This window comes from Halorubrum sp. CBA1229 (assembly GCF_003721435.2).
Taxonomy (GTDB): domain Archaea; phylum Halobacteriota; class Halobacteria; order Halobacteriales; family Haloferacaceae; genus Halorubrum.
This window is the reverse complement of the sequence record NZ_CP054585.1, coordinates 3,126,663-3,148,229: the sequence shown is the minus strand read 5'-3', so window position 1 is coordinate 3,148,229 and position 21,567 is coordinate 3,126,663. Positions and strand designations below refer to the sequence as shown.

The window sequence follows — 21,567 nt, the reverse complement described above, 5'->3', positions numbered from 1 at the left end:
CCCGGGCGGGCGAGAGAATCCCGGCTGACCGCCGTCGTTCCGTGTCTCTCCGCATAGAGATCGAGAACCACAGACACGGCGGCGCCGCGTTCGACTCGCGTCGGATCACGTGGTATCGGTAGACGGTCGTCTCGACCGACAGAGAACCGGAATACAAATAGCCGAACAGCGACAACGACACATATCCAAATGACCGAAGACAGCGGCTCCAAACGCGTACCCAGTCAACCGGTCGTCGTGCAAGAGGACACTCACCAGAACGAAATCCCCGATAATATCGACTCGGAGTTGTACACGGCGGACACCCCGACCAACTCGTTCCACGAGTTCACGATCGAGGCCGGTGACGACCTCGTCGAGGCGCTCCGCGACAACGGCTACACGGTGGAATTCAGGGACCGATAGCACAACCGGTCGTTCTCAGGGACGGGTAACACAACCGGTCGCGCGCTAGGCGACCGACAGCACAACCGGTCGTTCTCAGGGACGGGTAACACAACCGGTCGCGCGCTAGGCGACCGACAGATGCGACGCATCCTTTTCAGTGAGATCACCGATAACCAGTACAGTCGGGAGCGTCGTCGCCGGACGCGGTTGCTCAGACATGCGCTTCATTCTCGGTCCTGCGGTCGAGAGGCCGCCCGAGCGCCGGGAGGGGGCTCGGTATCAGACCGACGGTCGACTCAGAGTCGGGTGATCCGTCCTTCCGTTTCCGGAGAGATAGGCGTCCGTTCCCGAATCCGGTCGATCACCAGCTGAGCGAGGCCTGTTCCGCCGGCGTCGGTCCGCGTGGCGCCCGACAGCATGTCGTACCCGTCGCCGCCATCGGCCATGAAGTTATTCGTCCCGACGGTGTAGGTCGCCTCCAACTCCAGCGGGTCGCCGCCGACGGTGACGTCTGCCGGATCGACCCGGTCGCCCGGCTCGGCCTCCGGGTCCCACGCGAACTCCATGCCGCTGACCTGCGGGAACCGCCCCTCGAGGCTCTCGACTTCGCTGACGCCGTTCTCCAGGGCGTCGTGGAGCGTCTGGCCGCTCACCTCCAGTTCGGTGGTCGTGTTGCCGAACGGCAGGATCTGGCGGACGAGCAGATCGGTGATGTCACCCGGCGGGTACAGCGTGTTCGTCCGGATCCCGCCGCCGTTCTGAATGACGACGTCGGAGCCGACGGCGTCCCTGACCGCGTCGGCCACCAAGTTGCCCGAGTTGGTCTCCCCCGTGCGGAGGTCCTCGCTCACGCAGTTCAGCGGGACCGTGGTCTCGCCGATCACCTCGCTGTCGACCTGGCGCCGGTAGAAGTCCGCGACCGCCTCGACCGCCTCGTTCGGCTCGATCTCCTCCTCGCTCACGTCGTACACCGACCGGTCGTGCGACCGGATCCCGTCGTCGCCGACCTCGAGCGTGACCTCGCCCAGGTAGTCGTACTCGTCGCCGACGAACGAGAGGACGGTGTCGTTGATCTCGACCGCCTCGTCGAACTGCTCGGCGGCGTCGTCGCCGACGATGACGTCGATCCCGTCGACGTTGGGAGCGATCTCGTTGCGCGCCAGGTCGTTGGAGACGTGAGACATCACGACGACCACCTCGGCGCCGTCGTCGCGCATCTCCGGAACCACCTCGTTGAGCGCATCAGTCGGGTCTTCGACCGTCGCGTCGCCAAGGCTCGTCACCTCTCTCGCCCGCGGCGTCAGGACGCCCGTGACCCCGATCGACACGCCGGCCAGCTCGACGATGTCGTAGCGCTCGGCCCCCTCCGCGCCGGCGAACATCTCACCGGATGGCTCGTCGACGTTGGCGCTGACCCACAGGAAGTCCTCGGTCTCGGAGACCCGGGTCCGGAGCACGTCCGGGCCGAAGTCGAAGTCGTGGTTGCCGAACGTGTCGTGGGTGAGGTCGCCGGCCTCGAACGGGTCGATGACGTGTTGCCCCTCGAACTCCGACGACAGGGCCGACGAGCCCAGGTCGTCGCCGGCACCCAACCGCAGCGTGCGGTCCGGTTCGGCGAGGTCGTCCATCAGCCCGAAGTAGCTCTCGATGTTCTCGTTATCGTTGGCGTCGGCGGTCCCGAGCCGCCCGCCGACGTGGGTGTCGTGAAGCAGCGTCAGCGACTCCGTGGCCGGTTCCGTCGGCGTCTCGTCAGCCGTTTCGTTCTCCGTCTCATCCGGGGAATCTGTGGTGTTGCCCCCGTCATCGCCTTGGTTACAGCCGGCGAGCGCGACGCTGACACCGGTGGCGCCGAGATACGAGAGCACTGTCCGCCGTCGCAGTTCGCTATCCGACATGACAGTTCAACGACTACCGCAGCGCAATCGTTTCACTTAGGGTAACGGATATAATTGCGGGAATATCGCCGCAAAAGAGGTCAGTTCCCGGGCGCTCCTCCCTAATGGTAAGCGTCGCCTTCGACCGATTGTGCGTCGCGCGGTGCCGAACGTAGACGCGGACGAACGACTCGCGGACCGCCGTCGGCACCTCCCACACGACCGCCGGAAGCCGGTCGAGGTCGGTCTTACACCCGAGCGGCGCGCCCATCGCCACGAGACACCGCCCGAGCACGGACGCGTCGGTTCCGAGAACGACTTCGGTCGCGCGGCTGCTCGCGTGCTCGCGGCGAGTGGTCGTCTCGACGCCGACGCGGTCGAACGCCGCTCGGATCTCGTCGACGTCCACGCGTCGGCCGGGGGTCACGGCCGGCGCGTAGCTCTTTTCGGGCGATGCTCCCGCCCGCGAGGACGTGCGCGAGCAGCTCGACGAGCCCGGCGGCCGCGTCGCTGTCGGGAGTCGGATCGAGCCAGCCTCGCTGTGACGCGGTGTGGACCCCGCTCGCGGGGTCCGGGACCTCGTCGTCGAGCCAGCCGCGAACGCGAGACGGGGGGAGGTCGAGGACGTTCCCGACCCGCGTTCGTCCGGCGTTCGGGTGGTCGGCGGCGTAGTCGAGCACGCGACGGAAGTCGAGCACCTTCTCCCACGGGTCCGGGTACTCTCGGTCGCTGTACGTCCGCGCGAGAGCCTGGGCCGTGGGATCCGTGCGAACTGATTACGCGCCAACTGGTTTCACCTTGCCCCTCCAATTTTCGCCCGTGATATTCCGGACAATAACTACATAATGTCGGCCGTTAAATCTGTTAGTAACCAGCTAACCGTTCGGAACGGATCGGCCGTTCCGTCGGTGGGCCGCTGGGTTCAAACTATGAAACCAAGCAACCTGTTCAACTCGGACAACCGTGCGGTGAGTCCCGTTATTGGGGTTATCCTCATGGTCGCAATCACTGTAATTCTGGCCGCCGTCATCGGGACGTTCGTGCTCGGACTCGGGGACTCGCTCGGGGATAGTCAGCCGACGGCGCAACTAGATGTGAACGTGGAGAATGATACCACAACTGCAGGTCAATACAATCTTGAAATTGAGCACAGCGGTGGTGATCGGATCGACTCCCAGAGTCTTAACATAATCATAACTGACAGTGACGGCGATGAAGCTAATTCAAGTGGAGAATTCGGTGACGCACTAACAGTTGGTGACATCCAAACCGGGACATTCGGTGTTACCGACGATAGTACCGCAACCGAGGATCTCCGCATTCGTATCATTCACACGCCGAGTGATTCGGTCTTGCTAGACCGAACGATTGAGGTAGATGACATCAGCACTATCAGTGGCGGCGACATCACGTTCTAACTGACTACCTCCGCCAGCCCAATATTTTTCGATATTTAAATCCAATAGCGGTAGTGTTCCGCGAATTCGTGATCGTCTCAGAGTTATACAGATGTCGCGCATTCTTAATACTCCCTTACTCTCCAGCAAGTACGCAAGAGCGGTATCGATCCACAAGACTCACCAGCGGGTCGTCGTCGTGACCGTTAGACGCGATATCTCTTTTTTTGAGAGTTCTAACCGGCTCATCACGGTTAGAAACCTACGAACCGAATGACCTCGTTGACCCGTATCACTGGACCTGATGAGATTCAGCACAAATAAAAGAATTGTTTATAAACAATTCTTCGCAGTCTGCATAATCCGAAGCATCATGAAAACGAATGGGCGCTGCAGGATTTGAACCCGCGACAACTTGGTCCGAAGCCAAGCACTCTATCCAGACTGAGCTAAGCGCCCGTACCGATTGCTTTTCCGCTGGACGTGTTAAGTCCCGCGGTTCGAAATCGTCCGGTGACCGTCGGAGCCCACCTTTTGGGTCCGCCCGTGAGCGATCAAAAAGAATATTATCGGGACCGGGTATGGTTTCCGTAGTAGATGTGTCTTCGTCGTACGGCCTCGCAGCCGAACGAGCGGTCCGGGCCGGTCTTGCCGTCGTCGAGGTACCCCCATGTATGACCTGAGGCCACACTTCGAAGCGGAGGTCGAACCCGGAACGAACCTCCTGCTCACCGGTCCGCCGCTGACCGGCAAGCGGTCCATGATGATGGACGTGTTGGCCGCCGGGACCGACCGCGGCGACGGCGCGATCGTCGTGACCACGAAGGACGGCGCCGACCGCGTCCTGAAAGACTACGAGAAGCGGACGCCGTACGAGGGGAAGCCGGTCGCCGTCGTCGACTGCGTCACGCGCCAGCAGGGCGTCAACGACGCCCGCGAATCGTCCCGGATCAAGTACGCCTCCTCGCCGGTGGACATGACCGGCATCGGGATCAAGCTCTCGGAGTTCCTGCAGGCGTTCGGCGACCGCGGCATCGAGGAGAACCGCGTGATGGTCCACTCGCTGTCGACGCTGCTGATGTACTCGGACCTCCAGACGGTGTTCCGGTTCCTCCACGTGTTCACCGGGCGCATCCAGAGCGTCAACGGGCTCGGCCTGTTCAGCATCGACTCGACGTCGCACGACGATCAGGCGATGAACACCCTCAAACAGCTCTTCGACGGCGTCATCAAGGTTCCCGAAGACGGGGAGCCCGAGATCCGGCTGGCGTGAGGCCGTGGGCCGGGCGACGCCCCCGGACCGCCCTCGGTCCGTCGGCCAGCGATCGCGTCTCGGGTGGTAGATTTAATCCCTCCGCCCGCGAAGAACGACGCATGCCCATCAGAGACGACGAGGGACTCGACCGGCTGCTCGACGCCGACACGATCGCCGTGATCGGCTGCTCGACGACGGCCGGCAAGCCGGCGCACGACGTGCCGGCGTACCTCCAGCGCCACGGCTATCGGATCGTCCCGGTGAATCCGTTCGCGGATCGAGTCCTCGGCGAGCCCGCGTTCGACGCCCTCGCGGACGTCGAGAGCGAGATCGATCTCGTGAACGTCTTCCGCCCGAGCGAGGAGGTGCCGGAGATCCTCGACGCGGTGCGCGAGCGACACGCGGCGCGCGGCGACGCGGGCGCGGCGTGGCTCCAGCTCGGGATCAGCCACGACGAGGCGGCCGCGGCCGCGGAGGCCGACGGGATCGATGTCGTACAGGACCGGTGTATGAAAGTCGAGCACGGTCGCCTGCGCGGGTAGGCGACCCCCGAGACGGTCCGGAATCCGAGGCGGCTACCCTTCCCACTCCTCGAACGATCGATAGACGCCCTTCGAGAGGTAGCGCTCCGAGGAGTCGGGGAAGACGGTGACGACGGCGTCGTGGGGGGCGTCGACGTCGCCGTCGCGGATCTCGCGGGCGACCCGCTTGGCCGCGATCGCGTTCGCGGCCGCGGAGGAGGCGACGAGGTGGCCCTCCTCCGCGGCGAGCCGGCCCATCTCCTCGTGGACCTCGCGGTCCGGGATCGGTCGGATGTCGTCGACGAGGGCGGGGTCGAACAGCTCGTTGGTGTCGATGTCGTGCGTGCCGATCCCCTCCGTCTTGTACTCCTCGTGGTCGACGTCCTCGCCGAGGAACTCGCGGTACGCGGAGCCGGCGGGCTCGACCGCCACGACGCGGGTGTCGGCGTCTCGCTCGCGGAAGTAGCGGGCCATCCCCATCAGCGTCCCGGCGGTGCCGCAGCCGGCGACGACGGCGCCCACCTCGCCGTCCAGCGCCTCGTCGACCTCGGGGGCGGTCGTCTCGTAGTGGGCTTCGGCGTTGAGCGGGTTCGAGAACTGCTGGGGGACGACGGCGTCGTCGAGCTCGTCGGCGATCTCGCCGGCGCGGTCGATGGCGAACCCCATCCCGTCCTCGCTCGGGGTGTTGACCACCTCCGCGCCGAGCGCGCGCATGAGCTGCTGTTTCTCCACGGAGAACCGCTCGGGCACGACGAACACGGCGTTCAGTCCCAGCTGCTTGGCGGCGACCGCCAGCCCGATCCCGGTGTTGCCGGCGGTCGGCTCGACGACGGTACCGCCCTCGCCGACGTCGCCGCGCTCGAGCATCCGTTCGAGCATGTACTTCCCGATCCGGTCTTTGATGCTCGCGCCGGGGTTGAACGACTCCAGCTTCGCGTACACCGGCACCGCGTCCGGCGAGTCGTGCACCCGGACGAGCGGCGTCTCCCCGATCGTCTCCAGCACCGACGACAGGGGCTCCCGATGGGTCGTCATGTTCGCGCAATCGTTGCCGCCCCTTTTGCGTGTTTCCATGCCCGCGTCGGCGTCCCCCTGTCGGCGGTGTCGGCCGGTGTTGCCGGCCGACGTCGCCGGCGCTCGGGTCGGAATCGCCCGGGCGGGCATCGAGCGCGTCGCGGGCGCGGCGTCGTACCGGGGATCGAACAAACTTATGCCGCTCGTCCGGTTCCGAAGAGGTATGAGCGAGACCGATGCGCAGGCCGACGTGACGGTCGTCCTTCCGGACGGATCAGAGCTGGACGTTCCGGCGGGGGCGACAGTCGAGGACGTCGCCTTCGAGATCGGCCCCGGGCTCGGTCGCGACACCGTGGCGGGGAAGATCGACGGCGAACTCGTCGAGAAGCACGCCGAGGTCCACGACGGCGCGCGGATCGAGATCGTCACCGACCAATCCGACGAGTACCTCACCGTGCTGCGCCACTCCGCCGCCCACGTCTTCGCGCAGGCCCTCCAGCGGCTTCACCCCGAGGCGACCCTCACGATCGGGCCCCCGACCGACGACGGGTTCTACTACGACGTGACCGACGTCGACCTCGACGAGGACGACCTCGACGCCATCGAGGACGAGATGGAGGCGATCATCGAGGCCGACTACGACATCGAGCGCGAGGTCCGGTCCCGCGAGGAGGCGAAAGAGATCTACGCCGACAACGAGTACAAGCTGCAGATCTTAGAGGAGGAGGCCGACGACGAGGAGGTCACCTTCTACGCCCAGGACGGCTGGCGGGACCTCTGTCAGGGCCCCCACGTCGAGTCGACCGGCGAGATCGGGGCGGCGGCCTTACTGGAGGTGTCGGCCGCCTACTGGCGCGGCGACGAGGAGAACGACACGCTGACGCGCGTGTACGGGACGGCGTTCGCCTCAGAGTCCGATTTGGAGGAGCACCTCGAGCTACGCGAGGAGGCGATGGAGCGCGACCACCGGAAGATCGGCCAGGAGATGAACCTCTTCTCGATCCCGACGGTGACCGGGCCGGGGCTCCCGCTGTACCACCCGCCGGGGAAGACCGTGCTCCGCGAGCTGTCTGACTTCGCGAACGAGCTCAACCGCGAGAACGGGTACGAGGAGGTCGAGACGCCGCACGTGTTCCGGACGGAGCTGTGGAAGCAGTCCGGGCACTACGAGAACTACAAGGACGACATGTTCCTCCTCGACGTCAACGACGAGGAGTACGGGCTCAAGCCGATGAACTGCCCGGGCCACGCGACGATCTTCGACCAGCAGTCGTGGTCGTACCGCGACCTCCCGCAGCGCTACTTCGAGAACGGGAAGGTGTACCGGAAGGAGCAGCGCGGCGAGCTCTCCGGGCTCTCGCGCGTCTGGTCGTTCACCATCGACGACGGCCACCTGTTCGTCCGGCCGGACCAGATCCGCCAGGAGATCGAGTCGGTGATCGAGATGATCTTCGAGGTCGTCGAGACGCTCGATCTGGAAGTCGAGGTCGCCTTAGCGACCCGCCCCGACAAGTCCGTCGGCGGCGACGAGATCTGGGAGTCCGCCGAGGAGCAGCTCCGCGACGTGCTCGAGTCCGGCGGCTACGACTACGACGTCGAGCCCGGCGACGGCGCCTTCTACGGCCCGAAGATCGACTTCGGCTTCGAGGACGCCCTCGGCCGCGTCTGGGACGGGCCCACCGTCCAGCTCGACTTCAACATGCCCGACCGGTTCGAGTTGACCTACACGGGCGAGGACAACGAGGACCACCAGCCGGTGATGATCCACCGCGCGCTGTACGGGAGCTACGAGCGCTTCTTCATGGTGCTCATCGAGCACTTCGACGGCGACTTCCCGCTGTGGCTCGCCCCCGAGCAGGTCCGGATCCTCCCCGTCTCCGACGAGACGCTCGGCTACGCGCACCGCGTGAAAAACGAGCTCGAGGACGCCGGCTTCCGCGTCGAGGTCGAGGACCGCGACTGGACCGTCGGCCGCAAGATCCGCGCCGGCCACGACGACCGGCTCCCGTACATGGTCATCGTCGGCGACGACGAGGAGGCGGCCGGGACCGTCTCCGTGCGCGACCGCTTCGAGAACCAGCGCGGCGACGTGGAGCTCGACGCCTTCGTGGACCACCTCGTCGACGAACGCGACGAGAAGCGGACCGAGCCGGACTTCGTCGACGCCGAGTAACGCCGGGGAAACGACGCGGGAAGCGACCCCCGTCGCCGCCGCGAGAAGCGACCGGCCTCGCCCCCTCGATAGGCGACCGGCCTCGCCCCCGCGAACCCCGGACGCGTTCCGCCGTACTTTTGACCGTCACCGTTGGGGGTTCATGTATGAGCGACACGCAACTGGCACGCGGCGACGTCGAAGACGCCCCCGACGTGGGGGAGCTGACGCCGCCAGACCGCACACTGATGGGCCCCGGCCCGAGCGACGTCCATCCGCGAGTTCTCAGGGCGATGAGCACGCCCCTAGTCGGCCATCTCGACCCGTCGTTCGTCGAGATCATGGATGAGGTCCAGGAGCTGCTCCGCTACACGTTCCGGACGGACAACCAGTGGACCATTCCGGTGTCCGGCACCGGCTCCGCCTCGATGGAGGCCGCCATCGGCAACCTCGTCGAACCGGGCGACACGATGCTGGTGCCGACGAACGGTTACTTCGGCGGGCGGATGAAGTCGATGGCCGAGCGCGCCGGCGGCGAGGTCGTCGAGGTGTCGGCGCCGTGGGGCGAGCCGCTCGATCCGGTCGACGTGGAACGCGCCTTCGACGAGCACCAGCCCGACGTGTTCGGCTTCGTCCACGCCGAGACGTCGACCGGCGTCCGCCAGCCCGACGTGCCCGCCCTGACCGAGGTCGCGCACGCCCACGACGCGTACGTGATCGCCGACTGCGTCACCTCGCTCGGGGGCGTCGAGATGCGCGTCGACGAGTGGGACGTCGACGTCGCCTACTCCGGCCCGCAGAAGTGCCTCTCCTGTCCGCCCGGCGCGAGCCCGCTCACGCTGAACGACCGCGCGATGGACAAGGTGCTCGACCGCGAGGAGGAGCCGCGCTCGTGGTACCTCGACCTCTCGCTGCTGGAGGGGTACTGGGGCGAGGACCGCGCGTACCACCACACCGCCCCGATCACGAACGTGTACGCGCTCCGCGAGGCGCTCCGACTGGTCGCCGAAGAGGGGATCGAGGAGCGGTGGGCCCGCCACCGCGACGTCGCCGGCGAGCTGAAGGCGGGCCTGCTGGACCTCGGGGTCGAGATGAACGCCGCCGAGGAGTACTGGCTGCCGAGCCTGAACGCCGTGCGCGTCCCGGACGGCGTCGACGACGGCGCCGTCATCGAGCACCTCCTCGAGGAGTACGACATCGAGATCGCCTCCGGCCTCGGCGACCTCGAGGGCGACATCTGGCGGATCGGCTGCATGGGTCACTCGGCCCGGCCGAAGAACGTCGAGTACGTGCTGGCGGCGCTGGAGGACGCGCTGGGCGAGCAGGGGTTCTAAGCGGCCGCCGCCGCTCTTCGTCCGACCCGCGGTTCCGACTCGTCTTTTTAAATGCCCGTCGCACCTCAGCGAGGGGTTTATAAACGCGTGTCTCTCCCTTCGCTAAGGGTATGAACGATCTACGAACCGGACTGAGCTACGGAGACGTGCTGCTCGTTCCGCAGCGGTCCCCCGTCGACAGCCGGAGCGACGTAGACCTCTCGACACGGCTCACGCCGGGCATCGAACTGGAGACGCCGCTCGTCTCGGCGGCGATGGACACCGTCACCGAGTCGGAGCTGGCGGTCGAGCTCTCGCGCGCCGGCGGCCTCGGCGTGCTCCACCGGTTCCTCACCGTCGAGGAACAGGCGGCGCAGGTCGAACGCGTGGCCGGCGCGGGCGAGCGGATCGCCGCCGCGGTGGGCATCAACGAGGACCACGTTGCCCGGAGCGCCGCGCTGGTCGAGGCCGGCGTGGACGCCGTGGTCGTCGACGTCGCGCACGGCCACCTCGACCGGACGGTCGCGGCGGTCGAGGACATCGCCGACGAGTTCCCGGAGACGGACCTGATCGCCGGCAACGTCGCGACGCCCGCGGGCGTCGAGGACCTCGCGGCCGCCGGCGCCGACTGCGTGAAGGTCGGCATCGGGCCCGGATCGCACTGCACCACGCGGAAGGTCGCGGGCGCCGGCGTCCCGCAGCTCACCGCGGTCGACGACTGCGCGACGGCGGCCGAGGGCCTCGACGCGACGGTCTGCGCCGACGGCGGGATCCGCACCTCCGGCGACGCGGTCAAGGCGCTCATGGCCGGCGCCGACACCGTGATGCTCGGGAGCCTCTTCGCCGGGACGGAGGAGGCGCCGGGCGCGGTCGTCGAGGTCGACGGGACGCGGTACAAGCGGTCGCGGGGGATGGCGACGACCGCCGCCGCCGAGGACCGCGACGACAAGGGCGCCGACGTGGTCGCCGACGAGGGGGTCGAGGCCCTGACGCCGTACAAGGGGCCGGTCGCGACCGTCGCCGAGGAGTTCTGTCAGGGGATCCGCTCGGGGCTCTCGTACTGCGGCGGGCACACGATCGAGCGCGCCCGGGAGAAGGCGGCGTTCATCCGCGTCGCGCCCGGTGCGAAGGAGCGCGAGGGGTTCCACACCGACGACGACTGGGAGGGGATCAGCGTGGACAGCGAGACGAGACGGGTCGGCGACGCGGCCGGCGGGTCGGCCGCCGAGAGCGACGACTGAATCGCCGGACGCGCCCGCACGACTCCGATCCGCCGATCGAGAGGTGCGCGGGGGTCCATGCGTCTGCGTGACTCACTCGCGAGCGACTTTTCACGGTGACCCCGCATTCTCGACGCATGACGGACGCCTTCGGCCGCGCGATCCGCGACCACTTCCGCGGCGAGCGCGACGAGCCCCTCTTGCACCGGGACGGCGGGGAGACGGTCGAACACCCGATCGAGGCGTTCTACTTCACCGAGTTCGATCCGAGCGAGGACCCGGCGCACGAGTGGTTGGCGTCGTGGCTGCAGGGACCGCTCGTAGACCTCGGCGCGGGCACGGGCCGGCACGCGCTGTACTTCCAGAAGCGGTTCGAGACGGTCGCGCTCGAACCGAGCCCCGCGCTGGTCGAGACGATGCGCGACCGCGGCGTCGACGACGCCCGCGAGGGCGACATGTTCGCGCTGCGCGAGCAGTTCTCCCGCGACCGGTTCGGGTCGGCGCTCGCGAACGGCACCCAGCTCGGCCTCGCCGGGTCGATGCGAGGGCTCTCCGCGTTCCTCGGCGACCTCGCGCACGTGACGACGCCCGACGCGACCGCGGTCGTCGACTGTTACGACCCCACGCACCCCGCGACAGCCGACCTCGTCGGCTACCGCGACGACCCGACGCCGGGGCTCGCGCACCGCGTGATGTTCTTCGAGTACGAGGGCGAGACGAACCCGATCCTCCAGCTCCGGCTGTTCAGCCCCGCCCGACTCCGCGAGGCCGCCGTCGGGACCGACTGGACGGTCGCGGACGTCGCCCGCGGCGACGAGGGGAACGGGTACCACTACCGCGCCGCGCTGCGGAAGCGCGGCGCGGAGTGAGTCGACCTCACCACGTCGTCAGCGCCGTCCTGCCGTGGTCATACGCGAGGACGGCGAGGAAGGCGAGCACGCCGGTGACCGCGAACGCGCCGCCGACGTAGAAGACGGACGCCATGCTCACCTCGACCATCAGCCACCCGGCGATCAGCGGGCCGGCCACCGAGCCGGGGCGCCAGACGAGCTCGCGGATCCCGAAGCTGGAGGCGACGCCCCCGTCGTCGGTCCCCTCGTCGGCGAACAGCGCCATGCTCGCCGGCTCGCGGAAGGAGTCGGCGACGCCGAGCAGCCCGGAGAGGGCCACGAGCGGCAGGTACGCGGGCGGCAGCGCGCCGAGCAGGGGGGCGGTCACGTCGGCGCCGACGAGCGCGCCCGCGGCCGGTGCGAACGGGATACAGACCGCGACGAGGCCGTAGGCGCCCCCGCCGGCGAAGACGAACAGCGAGCGGCCGTAGGCGTCCGAGAGCCGGCCGGTGAACAGCTGGCCGACCATGTTCGTCGCCTTCTCGGCGGTGACGGTGACCGCGACCGCGGTCGCGCCGACCGCGAGCCCGCCCGCGGCCAGCTCCGTGCCGGCGTAGATCGGGACCCACGTCCGCACCATCGTCACGGCGAACGCGTACTGCGCGCGGAACGTCGAGATCGTGACGATCTTGCGGTTGACCGCGAGATCGGTGAACGGGAACCCCTCGACCCGCGTCGGGTCCGAGTCGAGGAACCCCCACGTGACCGCCCACGCGATCACCATTAGCGCCGCGATGACGGCGAACACCGGCCCGAACCCGACCGCGTCGTACACCGCACCCGCCCCGAGCGACCCGAGGATCGAGGCCGCGAAGGACGCGGCGTTCGCCTTCCCGATCTTGCCGGCCCGCGTACCGACGTCGGCGATCTGGCCGACCAGCGAGAGCGTCATCAGCCCGGCGCCGGTGACGACGAGCCCCTGCAGCGCGCGGACGAGGATGAACGTGACGGAGGAGTCGACGAGCGGGAACAGCGCGTACACGCCCGCGCCGACGCCGAGGACGCCGAGCAGCACGAGCCGCTTGTCGAACCGGTCGCCGGCCCACGCGAGCGGGACCACGGCGACCGTCTGCGCGAGGGTGAACCCGGTGGTGTACATCCCGATGACGAAGCCGGCCGATATCGTGACGCCGAGCACCGTCGTCGCCTGCGGGTCCAGCGTGTTGATGTACGTCGGCAGCAGCGTCAACAGCGTGATGAAGCCGAACCCCTCGGCGAACCGCGTGAGGTAGAGCGCCCAGAACTGCGATCGGATCGCCCCGTTCGCCGCGTCCGCGTTGCTCACACCGGATCGGCGCGCAGCGTTTTAAAAGGAATTTCGGTTCGAAAGGCGCGGCGCGACCGCCGCCGGAGTTATGTGAGGCGCGCTCCGTCTCTCGGCCATGGGCGACCCCGCCTGCGACCGTCGGTTCTGTCCCGAGTGCGACCTCGCGGTCACGCGGGGGGACGACGTCTGTCCCGACTGCGGCGCGCCGATCGAGTCTCCCACCGAGTGACGTTCGGGGTCCTACGACAGCGTATCGGTGAACTTGTCCCGGCGGAAGAGGTCGATCTCCTGCGCGGACGACCCCTCGCGCGTGACCGCGAACGCGATCGCCTCGGCGACCTCCTCTGGCTCGGTCACCGTCCCGGGCTCGAACCGCTCCTCGAACGGCTCGCCGTCCTCGCTGCCGAACTCGGTGCGGACCTCGGAGGGGTTCACGACCGAGACGGCGACGCCCTCGTCGCCGACCTGCGCCGCGACGCTGTGCGCGAAGCCGCGCACCCACCACTTCGTCGCGGCGTACACCGGGTTGAACGAGCGCGGGTACTGGCCCGCGAAGCTCCCGACCACGACGAGCGTCCCCTCGCTCTTTTTTAAGTGCGGGAGCGCCTCGCGCGTGAGGAAGAAGGTCCCGTCGACGTTCGTCTCCTGCATCGCGAAGTACTCCTCGTCCGTCATCGTCGCCACGTCGCTGCCGCGGCCGATCCCCGCGTTCGAGACGACGGCGTCGAGCCCGCCGAACCGGTCGATCACCGCCTCGACCGCCGCCTCGCTCGTCGCCCGGTCGCGCACGTCGCCGTCGACGACCAGCGCGCTCGCGTCGTGGTCGGCCTCCAGCTCCGCCGCCAGCGACTCCAGCGCGTCCCGGCGGCGGGCCAGCAGCGCGACGCTCGCGCCGCGCGCCGCCAGCGCGTGCGCCGTCGCCTCGCCGATCCCGGAGCTCGCGCCGGTCACCAGCACCGTCGCGTCGTCGAGTGTCACCATGGGTACGCCGTCGGCGACATCGCTGATAAAAGGTCGCGTCGCGGTGAACTCGGGGGTGGGTCGCCGGCCCGCCGACCGCCGGATCGGCGGCCTCCACCGGCTCAGCGCCTGAACGAGCTGACGTGTCGGTGGTTCGGGTCCGCGCGCATGTCGACGTGCCCGCAGTTGACGCAGCGCCACACGTACGCCGCCAGCCGCGCGGCCGAATCGCCGCCGTCTATCGGTTCGCTCCAGTCCTGTCCGCACCGCGAGCAGCCGTCGGGCCGGTACTTGCTCTCGATGGTCGCGTCGGCGTCGACGGCGGCGGCGTCGGCGATCGTGATCCCCCGTGCGACGGCGCGGACGTCCTCGTCGCTCATCCGCGGCCGGAGCCCGTTTAAATAGCCCTGAATGCGATCGGCCCGGTCGCGGAGCCGCCCGTACCGCTCGTCGTCCGACGGGTCGCCGTCGGCCCGCCACTCGTACGTCGAGATCACGACCGTGGTCCGGTAGTACAGGTCGAGCAGCAGGTGATAGTTCGCGCGGTTGAACAGCGCCTCGACGGACTCGGCGAGTTCCGCCTCGAACACCGGCCGTTCGATCTCGCGGTCGTATCTCGGTTCCGGCGTCGCGGTCGACCGGTCTCGGACCCCGACCACGCGGCAGTGAGGCGCCCGCGATCCGACTCGATCGAGTATCGACTCCGCCCCCTCGTCGCCGAACGAGTGCTCCAACACGACGACCGCGATACCGGCGTCGAACGCCTCGACGAACTGCGACCGCGTCAGCGCCTGCCGGACCTCGCGGTCGTCGAGCCAGAGCCCGTAGAGGTCCGCCCTCGTCCGGTTCGACTCGCAGACGACGATCGCCGACGCCGGGAGCTCCACGCGGATCACCCACCGACCGGCGATCGACCGGCCGAGCGAACTCGGCGGTCGGTCATCTCACTCGTCCCCCGCGGTGGACCCCGGCAGCGACTCCCGCATCGACTCCGAGAGATGTCGCGGTTCGACCGAGAACGAGTGGACGGTCGCGAGGTCGTCGACGAGCGAGATCGCGGTCTCGATCGATCGCGTCGCCCGTCGGAGCTCCTCGTCCGCTCCGTCGTCGATCGCCGCGTCCAGGTGTCCCCTCGCCTCCCGCAGCGGGACCCCGAGGTCCTCCGCGAGCACTTCGCCGAACTCGGCCAGGTGCCGTTCGATCGACTGCTCGTGCTCCTTCGACTCGGTCACGTCCTGGACGAACGTGACCGCGTGCGTCACGTCGCCGTCCGTCTCGACGACGGGAGCGACGGCGATCCGGCCCCAGAAGGGCGTCCCGTCAGCGCGGTGGAGCACGGCGGTGCGCGACCGGTGCTCGCCCGCCTCGAGCGCCGTCTCGAGCTCCCGTATGCGATCCCCGTCCGTGGCGTCGCCGACGAGCTCCGAGAGGCCCTCGCCGGCGATCGAGTCGGGCTCGTATCCCGTGGTCGCTTCGAACGCCTCGTTCACGTACGTTATCGGACTCCTCGGTCCGGTCGCCTCGTGGATCGCGATCCCGACCGGCGCGGTCTCGATGGCGCGGTTCTTCAACCGGAGCTCCCGCTCGCGGCGTTTCCGGACCGTGACGTCCGTCGCGATGCCGACGATACGCGTCAGCTCACCGCCCTCGTAGACGCCGGACGACTGGTCGTGGACCCACCGGACCTCGCCGTCCGGTCGGATCACCCGATACGTCTCCTCGTACGCGTCCGGGTCCTCGCGCTGCTCGGCCACCGCCGCCTCGACCCGCTCGCGGTCGTCGGGATGGACCGCCTCGACGAACGAGGTCGCGTTCTCGTCGAGCGTCTCGGGTGAGCGCCCCCAGACGGTCTCGTACGAATCGGTAACGAAGTCCATCGATTCCTTGCTCGGAGTGGACATCCAGATGACCTCGCCGGCGTTCGCTTGGATCTGATCGAGCATGCCGGCTCGCTCCTCCCGCTCCGTCACGTCGAGGGTCAGGCCGATCACGCGACTGACGGCGCCGGTCTCGTCCAGTGACGGCTGGAGCCACGTTTCGAGCGTCGCGTCGGCCAGGTCGACGAGCTCGTGTGCGGACTCGCCCGCGAACGCGGCGTCGACGGCGCTGCGAACCCGCGGTTGGTCGCCGAAGACCTCCGCGACGTCGTCTCCTGGGGTGACCCGACGGCGGAGCCGACGCGACAGGGTCTCGCCGCGGACCGTCGAGACCGTCCCGTCGGGCTCGACCTCGAACAGCGTCAGGGGCGCGCTTTCGACGACCGTCTCGACGGCCTGTCGGAGTCGCAACAGCTGGTCCTCGCGTTCCCGGCGATCGGTCACGTTCCGACCGATGCCGACGATGCCCCGCGGCGTCCCGTCGGCGTCGGTCACGAGGGCGCCCGTGAACTCGATCGGAGTCGCCCCGCCGTCCTTCGCGATCAGCTCCGCCTCGACGGTTGCCGTGCCGGTCTCCAGCACGGTCTCGATGGCGTCTGCGATCCGGTCTCTGTCGGCGCCGGCGAAGAGCTCCAGCGCGTGCTTCCCCTCCAGCTCGTCGTCGCCGTACCCCGTGATCTCTCCGAGGCTGTCGTTCCACCGCCTGAGCGCGCCGTCCGTGTCGAGGGTGTAGAACGCGTCGTCGATCGCATCGAGGAGGCGTTCGGTCGGCTCGGCGGCGAGCGGCGGCCGCGTCGGCGTGGTCGCGACCGTGTCTATCCGTCGAGCGAGCAGCGTCGGCTCGTCGACGCCGTCCCGGCGGACCAGCACGTCGGTCGCTCCGGCCGCGAGCGCGTCGTCAACAGCGGCGTCGTCGGCCACGACCGCGAGCGACGGGACGCCGGGCACCGCCTCGCGGATCGCGACGAGGGAATCGACCCCCGACGCCGGCGTCAGCTCGCAGACGATCAGCCGTACGTCGGCCGGATCCGGCGAGGCGTCTCCGATAGCCTCGGGATCGACGGTGACGACGCGGTCCGGTCCGTCGACGACCGTCGATTTCGCGGCCGCTTCCCGGACCCGGTCCCCGGCGGGGCCGACGTGAACGACCGTCCGAACTGATTCCGTTCGAGGCTCCATACCCGAGCGACTGCGGTGGAGAATAAAAGTCTATAACCCAAATTATCAGAACCGGCATCGCAGCGCCCTCTCTGGCCGCCAATCGCGGTGACGTGGGGGATTGCCGATGGCGGACGGACGCGAGCGATCGCCTCCGCGCCCGTCGAGACGGTCCGACCTCACTCGTTCTGGACGAACTCGCCCGAGCAGTCGTACTCGATCATCTCGAACTGTCCCTCGGCCTCGACGGTCCCGTTGTAGGGGTCGGTTCGCTCGTACAGCTGGTAGACGGTCACGTTCTCGACGCCCGTCTCGTGGGTGCGGTTCCACTCCGCACAGAGGTAGTTCGCGAGGTACGAGCGGTGGTTCTCGTTGTCGGTCGAGTAGACGTTGGTGAGGTACTTCCGCCAGCGCGCGCTCGGATAGGTGGTCTCCGCACGCGGCGGTCGTTCGAAACGTACCGCCGCGTCTCGGAACACGTCCCGTTCGGTCCCGTTTTCGAGGGTTCCGGAGACGACGAACCATCGCGTCGTGTGGGTGGGATCGGGCGCGAACATCCGCCAGGACTGGTCCATCTCGACGGCGTCTAAGACGTCCTCGCCGGGCTCGGGAACCTCGGTGTAGTCGACCGCCTGCGCGCTCGAGAGGACGACTAGGACGAGGAAGACGTACGGCAGCACTGTCGAGAAGAGGACGCGTCCGCGCGCGAGGCCCGCCGAGAGGTCCGCGTCCCGCAGGCCGGCGAGGCGCTCCGACGCGGTCGGTCGAGGGAGTGACGCACCGAGCGAGGGGAGCGACGCGCCGAGCGAGAGGAGCGCCCTCGTCCGGGATTCGAGCCCGGCACGCCAGCGCGCGATCCGCGTCGACGGGCCCAGACGAGCGACGGCGCGCTCGGCGGCGTCCCAGACGGGCGTCTGGAAGAACGGAATGAAACCGACGACGACGACGACCGGAAAGAGACCGATCGGCATCGTGACCAGCATCCCGAGGTGCATGCCGACGAACAGCGAGGCGACCGCGGCGCGCGGGATCCCGGTGAGCAGGAGCAACAGCGGCGACGCGAACAGGAGCACGAGCCACAGGACGGTGAGCGCGCGCAGCAGGCCGGGGAACTCGGCGATGTGGTTGCCGAGGAGGTAGGTGAAGTGGTCGGCCTGCATGACGTAGACGACCGCCTCGCCGCTCATCCAGAGGTCGCCCTCGTACTTGTGGACGGCGTTGGTCAGGTACATCACGAGCATCTGCAACAGGAGCGCCAACCCGGCGACGGTCGCCACGGCGGGCCCGATCGAACCCGCAATTCCGGGGTCGGTATCGTCTTCCGGCGCGTCCGCTCGCCTGACGGCGTCGACCGACCACCGTGCGCCGAGCGGGAGGAAGAAGCTCCAGAAGAGCAGCATGCGCAGCAGGCTGTCTCCCGAGTTCAACAGCATCGGGTTCCGAGCGTGCAACGAGAGCAGCAGCACCCACGAGACGGCCGTGACGAGTCGCGTCCGGTACCCGACGAGCAGCGCGAGCGCGAACGCGCCCGCGACGACGAACAGCAGCGCCACGGCCCACGGCTCGCCGACGAACGCGTGCAGCGAGTGGCTCGCCGAGTAGTCCGAGAGGAACGCACTGCGTGGGAGCACGCCGTCGTCTGTGTAGAAGGCGGTCAGCGAGCGCGAGCGCAGCGCGAGGTCGGCTATCAACAGCGCGCCGAGCCCGATCCGGAAGGCCGCGAGCGCGCGCAGATCGATCGCGACTCGCGCGGCCAACGCCGCCGAAAAGCGGTCGATGGCGCTCGAGAGTCGCGATCGGGTACTGCCGTCGGAGGGCTTTTGATCCATACTTTCGTGACCCCGTCGTTCGACAGCATCACCCCCCGAATGGCATAAGCTTGGTGTAGACCGGCTTCCGCGTTCGACGGTCCTCCGTCTGCCGATCGAAGCGGGACTCGGGTCCCCCGACCGGAAGCATGAACTGCGGCGGGTCCGTACTTCAGCCACGCGATGCCCACGGATCCCCCCGACGACGAGTCGGTCATCCTCTTCGACGGCGTCTGTAACCTCTGTAGCGGGTTCGTGCAGTTCGTCCTCCCCCGCGACGAGGAGGGCAAGTACCGCTTCGCCTCCCTCCAGTCCGACGCCGGACAGGCGCTGCTGGCCGAGCACGACCTGCCGAGCGACGAACTGGAGTCGGTCGTCCTGATCGAAGACGGCGAGAGCTACGTGAAGTCGTCGGCGATCATCCAGATCGCGACGGGGCTCGGCGGTGCCTATCGGCTCCTCTCCCCGTTCCGCTACCTTCCCCGATCGGTCCGTGACCGGATCTACGACTTCGTCGCCGACAACCGATACCGGTGGTTTGGCAAGAAGGACCAGTGTATGATGCCGTCCGGAGATGTCGAGTCGCGGTTCTTGGAGTGAGCGGGGTCGTTTATAAGTGCCGCCCGGTCACGTATACATAAATCAGCGGCTACCGAGCTAACTCGGTATCGGGTCCACAAGAGAGCGGTTCGCTCGTCGCGAAACACTGCTCGAAGAAACGGGCCGGGCGCGATTTGAACACGCGACCGACGGATTAAGAGTCCGTCGCTCTCCCTAACTGAGCTACCGGCCCTCACCGAATTCTACCGCTGTCGACGTAAAAGGCCTTTTCATTCGACGGCGCACGAAGCCGCCCTCTCGCCCCGCGGAAGTGTGCCCTGTTCGCCCCTCCCACACGGAGAGCGCACTCGTTAAGTGGCGTCCCGCGGAATTCACGGGTAATGAGTAGTGGGGCATCCGGATCGGCACGGACGCGGTACGCGATCCTGGGCTGTGGCAGCGTCGGACACGCCGTCGCAGAGGAGCTGACGGATCGCGGCAAGGACGTGCTCATCCTCGACCGCGACGAGAGTCGCGTCGAGGCGCTCCGCGACCAAGACCTCAACGCCCGGGTACAGGACATCGCCGAGCCCGACGTCGTCGAGGCCCTGGACGACCGGGACATCGTGTTGATCCTCTCCAGCGACGTGGAGGCGAACAAGGCGGCCGTTTCGGCGATCCGCGACGTCGGCGGCGACCACTACGTCGTCGTCCGCGCCTCCGACCCCGTCAGCGAGGACGAGCTCCGCGAGCGCGGCGCCGACGTGGTGATCAACCCCTCCACGGTGATCGCCGACAGCGCTCTCCAGTCGCTCGAGACCGGCGAGCTGGAGTACATGGCCCGCCAGCTCGCGGAGATCATCGAGGAGGGCGGCGGCCGGATGGCGATCTTGACCCACGACAACCCGGAGCCCGACTCGATCGCGTCGGCGACCGCCCTACAAGCGATCGCGGACGCGTTCGGCGTCGAGGCCGACATCCTCTACTCCGGCGACGTGGGCCACCAGGAGAACCGGGCGTTCGTCAACCTCCTCGGGATCGACCTCGTGGCGCGGTCGGACGCGCCCGACCTCCCCGAGTATCAGACGGTCGCCGCGGTCGACCTCGCGAAATCGGCCGACGACGGCTTCGACTTCGACGCCGATATTGACATCTACCTCGACCACCTCGAGGCGGAGGTCCCGTTCGACGCCCGGTTCGTCGACGTGCGGACCAACGTCTCCTCGACGTCGACGATCCTCACGAAGTACCTTCAGGAGTTCGATCAGTCGCCGACCGAGGCGGTCGCGACCGCTCTCTTATACGGGATCCGCGCCGAGACGCTCGACTTCAAGCGGGACACGACGCCCGCGGACCTGACGGCGGCCGCGTACCTCCACCCGTTCGCGAACCACGACACGCTCGAACAGGTGGAGTCGCCGTCGATGAGCCCCGAGACGCTGGACGTCCTCGCGGAGGCGATCCAGAACCGCGAGGTGCAGGGGAGCCACCTCTTCTCGACGGCCGGCTTCATCCGGGACCGCGAAGCGCTCGCGCAGGCGGCCCAACACCTGCTCAACTTGGAGGGGATCACGACGACCGCCGTCCTGGGCATCGCCGACGACACCATCTACCTCGCCGCGCGCTCGAAGGATATCCGGCTGAACATCGGCAACGTCCTCGACGAGGCGTTCTCCGAGATGGGCGACGCCGCCGGCCACTCCACGCAGGGCTCGCTGTCGATCCCGCTCGGCATCTTCACCGGCATCGAGGCGAGCGGCGAGAACCGCGACACCCTCTTGCATCTCACCGAGGAGGCCGTCCGCCGGAAGCTGTTCGACGCGCTCGGCGTCGAGGGCGGCGGCGACGGCGGGAACGGGTCGTAGCGCCACGAGGTACGGCGGACGGCGACGAGGCGGCCGCCCCCGACCCCCGGATCCGTTTTACTCGTTCGG

17 protein-coding genes, 2 tRNA genes and 1 pseudogene are annotated in these 21,567 nt (G+C 68.1%); 10 read left to right on the top strand and 10 right to left on the bottom strand.

What is annotated here, in order from left to right; genetic code table 11:
• Nucleotides 1–189: 189 nt before the first annotated feature.
• Nucleotides 190–405, top strand: a complete 216-nt coding sequence (locus Hrr1229_RS15820; RefSeq protein ID WP_123111992.1) for a hypothetical protein — start codon at nucleotides 190–192, stop codon at nucleotides 403–405.
• Between the two features lie 278 nt (nucleotides 406–683).
• On the opposite strand, the gene Hrr1229_RS15815 is transcribed toward Hrr1229_RS15820, so the two are convergent.
• Nucleotides 684–2,282 carry a 5'-nucleotidase C-terminal domain-containing protein gene (locus Hrr1229_RS15815; protein WP_123111993.1) on the bottom strand — a complete coding sequence of 533 codons (1,599 nt, stop codon included), beginning with the start codon at nucleotides 2,280–2,282 and terminating at the stop codon, nucleotides 684–686.
• Between the two features lie 13 nt (nucleotides 2,283–2,295).
• Nucleotides 2,296–2,959 (bottom strand): annotated as a pseudogene (locus Hrr1229_RS15810) (hypothetical protein).
• Nucleotides 2,960–3,190: 231 nt separating this feature from the next.
• Here Hrr1229_RS15810 and Hrr1229_RS15805 point away from each other — a divergent pair.
• On the top strand, nucleotides 3,191–3,679 hold the full coding sequence (locus tag Hrr1229_RS15805) for a type IV pilin N-terminal domain-containing protein (protein WP_123111994.1): 489 nt from the start codon (nucleotides 3,191–3,193) through the stop codon (nucleotides 3,677–3,679).
• A gap of 363 nt (nucleotides 3,680–4,042) precedes the next feature.
• Here Hrr1229_RS15805 and Hrr1229_RS15800 read toward each other — a convergent pair.
• Nucleotides 4,043–4,117, bottom strand: a tRNA-Arg gene (locus Hrr1229_RS15800).
• A gap of 211 nt (nucleotides 4,118–4,328) precedes the next feature.
• Here Hrr1229_RS15800 and Hrr1229_RS15795 point away from each other — a divergent pair.
• Nucleotides 4,329–4,931 carry a recombinase RecA gene (locus tag Hrr1229_RS15795; RefSeq protein ID WP_123111995.1) on the top strand — a complete coding sequence of 201 codons (603 nt, stop codon included), beginning with the start codon at nucleotides 4,329–4,331 and terminating at the stop codon, nucleotides 4,929–4,931.
• Nucleotides 4,932–5,032: 101 nt separating this feature from the next.
• Nucleotides 5,033–5,455, top strand: a complete 423-nt coding sequence (locus tag Hrr1229_RS15790; RefSeq protein ID WP_123111996.1) for a CoA-binding protein — start codon at nucleotides 5,033–5,035, stop codon at nucleotides 5,453–5,455.
• A 33-nt stretch (nucleotides 5,456–5,488) separates the two neighbouring features.
• On the opposite strand, the gene Hrr1229_RS15785 is transcribed toward Hrr1229_RS15790, so the two are convergent.
• Nucleotides 5,489–6,469, bottom strand: coding sequence for a PLP-dependent cysteine synthase family protein (locus tag Hrr1229_RS15785; RefSeq protein ID WP_123114811.1), 981 nt, complete (start codon nucleotides 6,467–6,469; stop codon nucleotides 5,489–5,491).
• 175 nt (nucleotides 6,470–6,644) lie between these two features.
• On the opposite strand from Hrr1229_RS15785, the gene thrS reads away from it, so the two are divergent.
• The 4 genes from thrS to Hrr1229_RS15765 all read left to right on the top strand — a co-directional run bounded on the left by thrS (nucleotide 6,645) and on the right by Hrr1229_RS15765 (nucleotide 12,002).
• Nucleotides 6,645–8,621 (top strand): threonine--tRNA ligase, encoded by a 1,977-nt coding sequence (gene thrS, locus Hrr1229_RS15780; protein ID WP_176329431.1) that lies wholly within the window; start codon nucleotides 6,645–6,647, stop codon nucleotides 8,619–8,621.
• Nucleotides 8,622–8,767: 146 nt separating this feature from the next.
• On the top strand, nucleotides 8,768–9,934 hold the full coding sequence (locus tag Hrr1229_RS15775) for an alanine--glyoxylate aminotransferase family protein (protein WP_123111998.1): 1,167 nt from the start codon (nucleotides 8,768–8,770) through the stop codon (nucleotides 9,932–9,934).
• A 110-nt stretch (nucleotides 9,935–10,044) separates the two neighbouring features.
• Nucleotides 10,045–11,154: a guanosine monophosphate reductase gene (locus tag Hrr1229_RS15770; protein WP_123111999.1), complete on the top strand. Its 1,110-nt coding sequence runs from the start codon at nucleotides 10,045–10,047 to the stop codon at nucleotides 11,152–11,154.
• Between the two features lie 116 nt (nucleotides 11,155–11,270).
• On the top strand, nucleotides 11,271–12,002 hold the full coding sequence (locus Hrr1229_RS15765) for a class I SAM-dependent methyltransferase (RefSeq protein WP_123112000.1): 732 nt from the start codon (nucleotides 11,271–11,273) through the stop codon (nucleotides 12,000–12,002).
• Between the two features lie 7 nt (nucleotides 12,003–12,009).
• On the opposite strand, the gene Hrr1229_RS15760 is transcribed toward Hrr1229_RS15765, so the two are convergent.
• The 5 genes from Hrr1229_RS15760 to Hrr1229_RS15740 all read right to left on the bottom strand — a co-directional run bounded on the left by Hrr1229_RS15760 (nucleotide 12,010) and on the right by Hrr1229_RS15740 (nucleotide 19,114).
• Nucleotides 12,010–13,308, bottom strand: a complete 1,299-nt coding sequence (locus Hrr1229_RS15760) for an MFS transporter (protein WP_123112001.1) — start codon at nucleotides 13,306–13,308, stop codon at nucleotides 12,010–12,012.
• 222 nt (nucleotides 13,309–13,530) lie between these two features.
• Nucleotides 13,531–14,271: an SDR family oxidoreductase gene (locus Hrr1229_RS15755; protein WP_123112002.1), complete on the bottom strand. Its 741-nt coding sequence runs from the start codon at nucleotides 14,269–14,271 to the stop codon at nucleotides 13,531–13,533.
• Nucleotides 14,272–14,372: 101 nt separating this feature from the next.
• Nucleotides 14,373–15,137 carry a response regulator receiver protein gene (locus tag Hrr1229_RS15750; RefSeq protein WP_255212528.1) on the bottom strand — a complete coding sequence of 255 codons (765 nt, stop codon included), beginning with the start codon at nucleotides 15,135–15,137 and terminating at the stop codon, nucleotides 14,373–14,375.
• Nucleotides 15,138–15,194: 57 nt separating this feature from the next.
• Complete coding sequence (locus tag Hrr1229_RS15745) at nucleotides 15,195–17,306, bottom strand: PAS domain S-box protein (RefSeq protein ID WP_123112004.1); 2,112 nt, start codon at nucleotides 17,304–17,306, stop codon at nucleotides 15,195–15,197.
• A gap of 158 nt (nucleotides 17,307–17,464) precedes the next feature.
• Nucleotides 17,465–19,114, bottom strand: a complete 1,650-nt coding sequence (locus Hrr1229_RS15740) for an HTTM domain-containing protein (protein WP_123112005.1) — start codon at nucleotides 19,112–19,114, stop codon at nucleotides 17,465–17,467.
• A gap of 162 nt (nucleotides 19,115–19,276) precedes the next feature.
• Between Hrr1229_RS15740 and Hrr1229_RS15735 the strand changes: the two genes are divergently transcribed.
• Nucleotides 19,277–19,693 (top strand): thiol-disulfide oxidoreductase DCC family protein, encoded by a 417-nt coding sequence (locus tag Hrr1229_RS15735; protein WP_123112006.1) that lies wholly within the window; start codon nucleotides 19,277–19,279, stop codon nucleotides 19,691–19,693.
• Between the two features lie 119 nt (nucleotides 19,694–19,812).
• Here Hrr1229_RS15735 and Hrr1229_RS15730 read toward each other — a convergent pair.
• Nucleotides 19,813–19,886 (bottom strand) — tRNA-Lys (locus Hrr1229_RS15730).
• Between the two features lie 148 nt (nucleotides 19,887–20,034).
• On the opposite strand from Hrr1229_RS15730, the gene Hrr1229_RS15725 reads away from it, so the two are divergent.
• Complete coding sequence (locus Hrr1229_RS15725) at nucleotides 20,035–21,498, top strand: DHH family phosphoesterase (protein ID WP_123112007.1); 1,464 nt, start codon at nucleotides 20,035–20,037, stop codon at nucleotides 21,496–21,498.
• The last annotated feature ends 69 nt before the right edge of the window (nucleotides 21,499–21,567 follow it).

Coding starts and splice junctions, on each gene's coding strand:
- Hrr1229_RS15755 (WP_123112002.1), bottom strand. CDS start 14,271: ATGGTGACACTCGACGACGCGACGGTGCTGGTGACCGGCGCGAGCTCC.
- Hrr1229_RS15735 (WP_123112006.1), top strand. CDS start 19,277: ATGCCCACGGATCCCCCCGACGACGAGTCGGTCATCCTCTTCGACGGC.
- Hrr1229_RS15765 (WP_123112000.1), top strand. CDS start 11,271: ATGACGGACGCCTTCGGCCGCGCGATCCGCGACCACTTCCGCGGCGAG.
- Hrr1229_RS15775 (WP_123111998.1), top strand. CDS start 8,768: ATGAGCGACACGCAACTGGCACGCGGCGACGTCGAAGACGCCCCCGAC.
- Hrr1229_RS15820 (WP_123111992.1), top strand. CDS start 190: ATGACCGAAGACAGCGGCTCCAAACGCGTACCCAGTCAACCGGTCGTC.
- Hrr1229_RS15805 (WP_123111994.1), top strand. CDS start 3,191: ATGAAACCAAGCAACCTGTTCAACTCGGACAACCGTGCGGTGAGTCCC.
- Hrr1229_RS15770 (WP_123111999.1), top strand. CDS start 10,045: ATGAACGATCTACGAACCGGACTGAGCTACGGAGACGTGCTGCTCGTT.
- Hrr1229_RS15740 (WP_123112005.1), bottom strand. CDS start 19,114: ATGGATCAAAAGCCCTCCGACGGCAGTACCCGATCGCGACTCTCGAGC.
- Hrr1229_RS15815 (WP_123111993.1), bottom strand. CDS start 2,282: ATGTCGGATAGCGAACTGCGACGGCGGACAGTGCTCTCGTATCTCGGC.
- Hrr1229_RS15790 (WP_123111996.1), top strand. CDS start 5,033: ATGCCCATCAGAGACGACGAGGGACTCGACCGGCTGCTCGACGCCGAC.
- thrS (WP_176329431.1), top strand. CDS start 6,645: ATGCCGCTCGTCCGGTTCCGAAGAGGTATGAGCGAGACCGATGCGCAG.
- Hrr1229_RS15785 (WP_123114811.1), bottom strand. CDS start 6,469: ATGACGACCCATCGGGAGCCCCTGTCGTCGGTGCTGGAGACGATCGGG.
- Hrr1229_RS15725 (WP_123112007.1), top strand. CDS start 20,035: ATGAGTAGTGGGGCATCCGGATCGGCACGGACGCGGTACGCGATCCTG.
- Hrr1229_RS15795 (WP_123111995.1), top strand. CDS start 4,329: ATGTATGACCTGAGGCCACACTTCGAAGCGGAGGTCGAACCCGGAACG.
- Hrr1229_RS15745 (WP_123112004.1), bottom strand. CDS start 17,306: ATGGAGCCTCGAACGGAATCAGTTCGGACGGTCGTTCACGTCGGCCCC.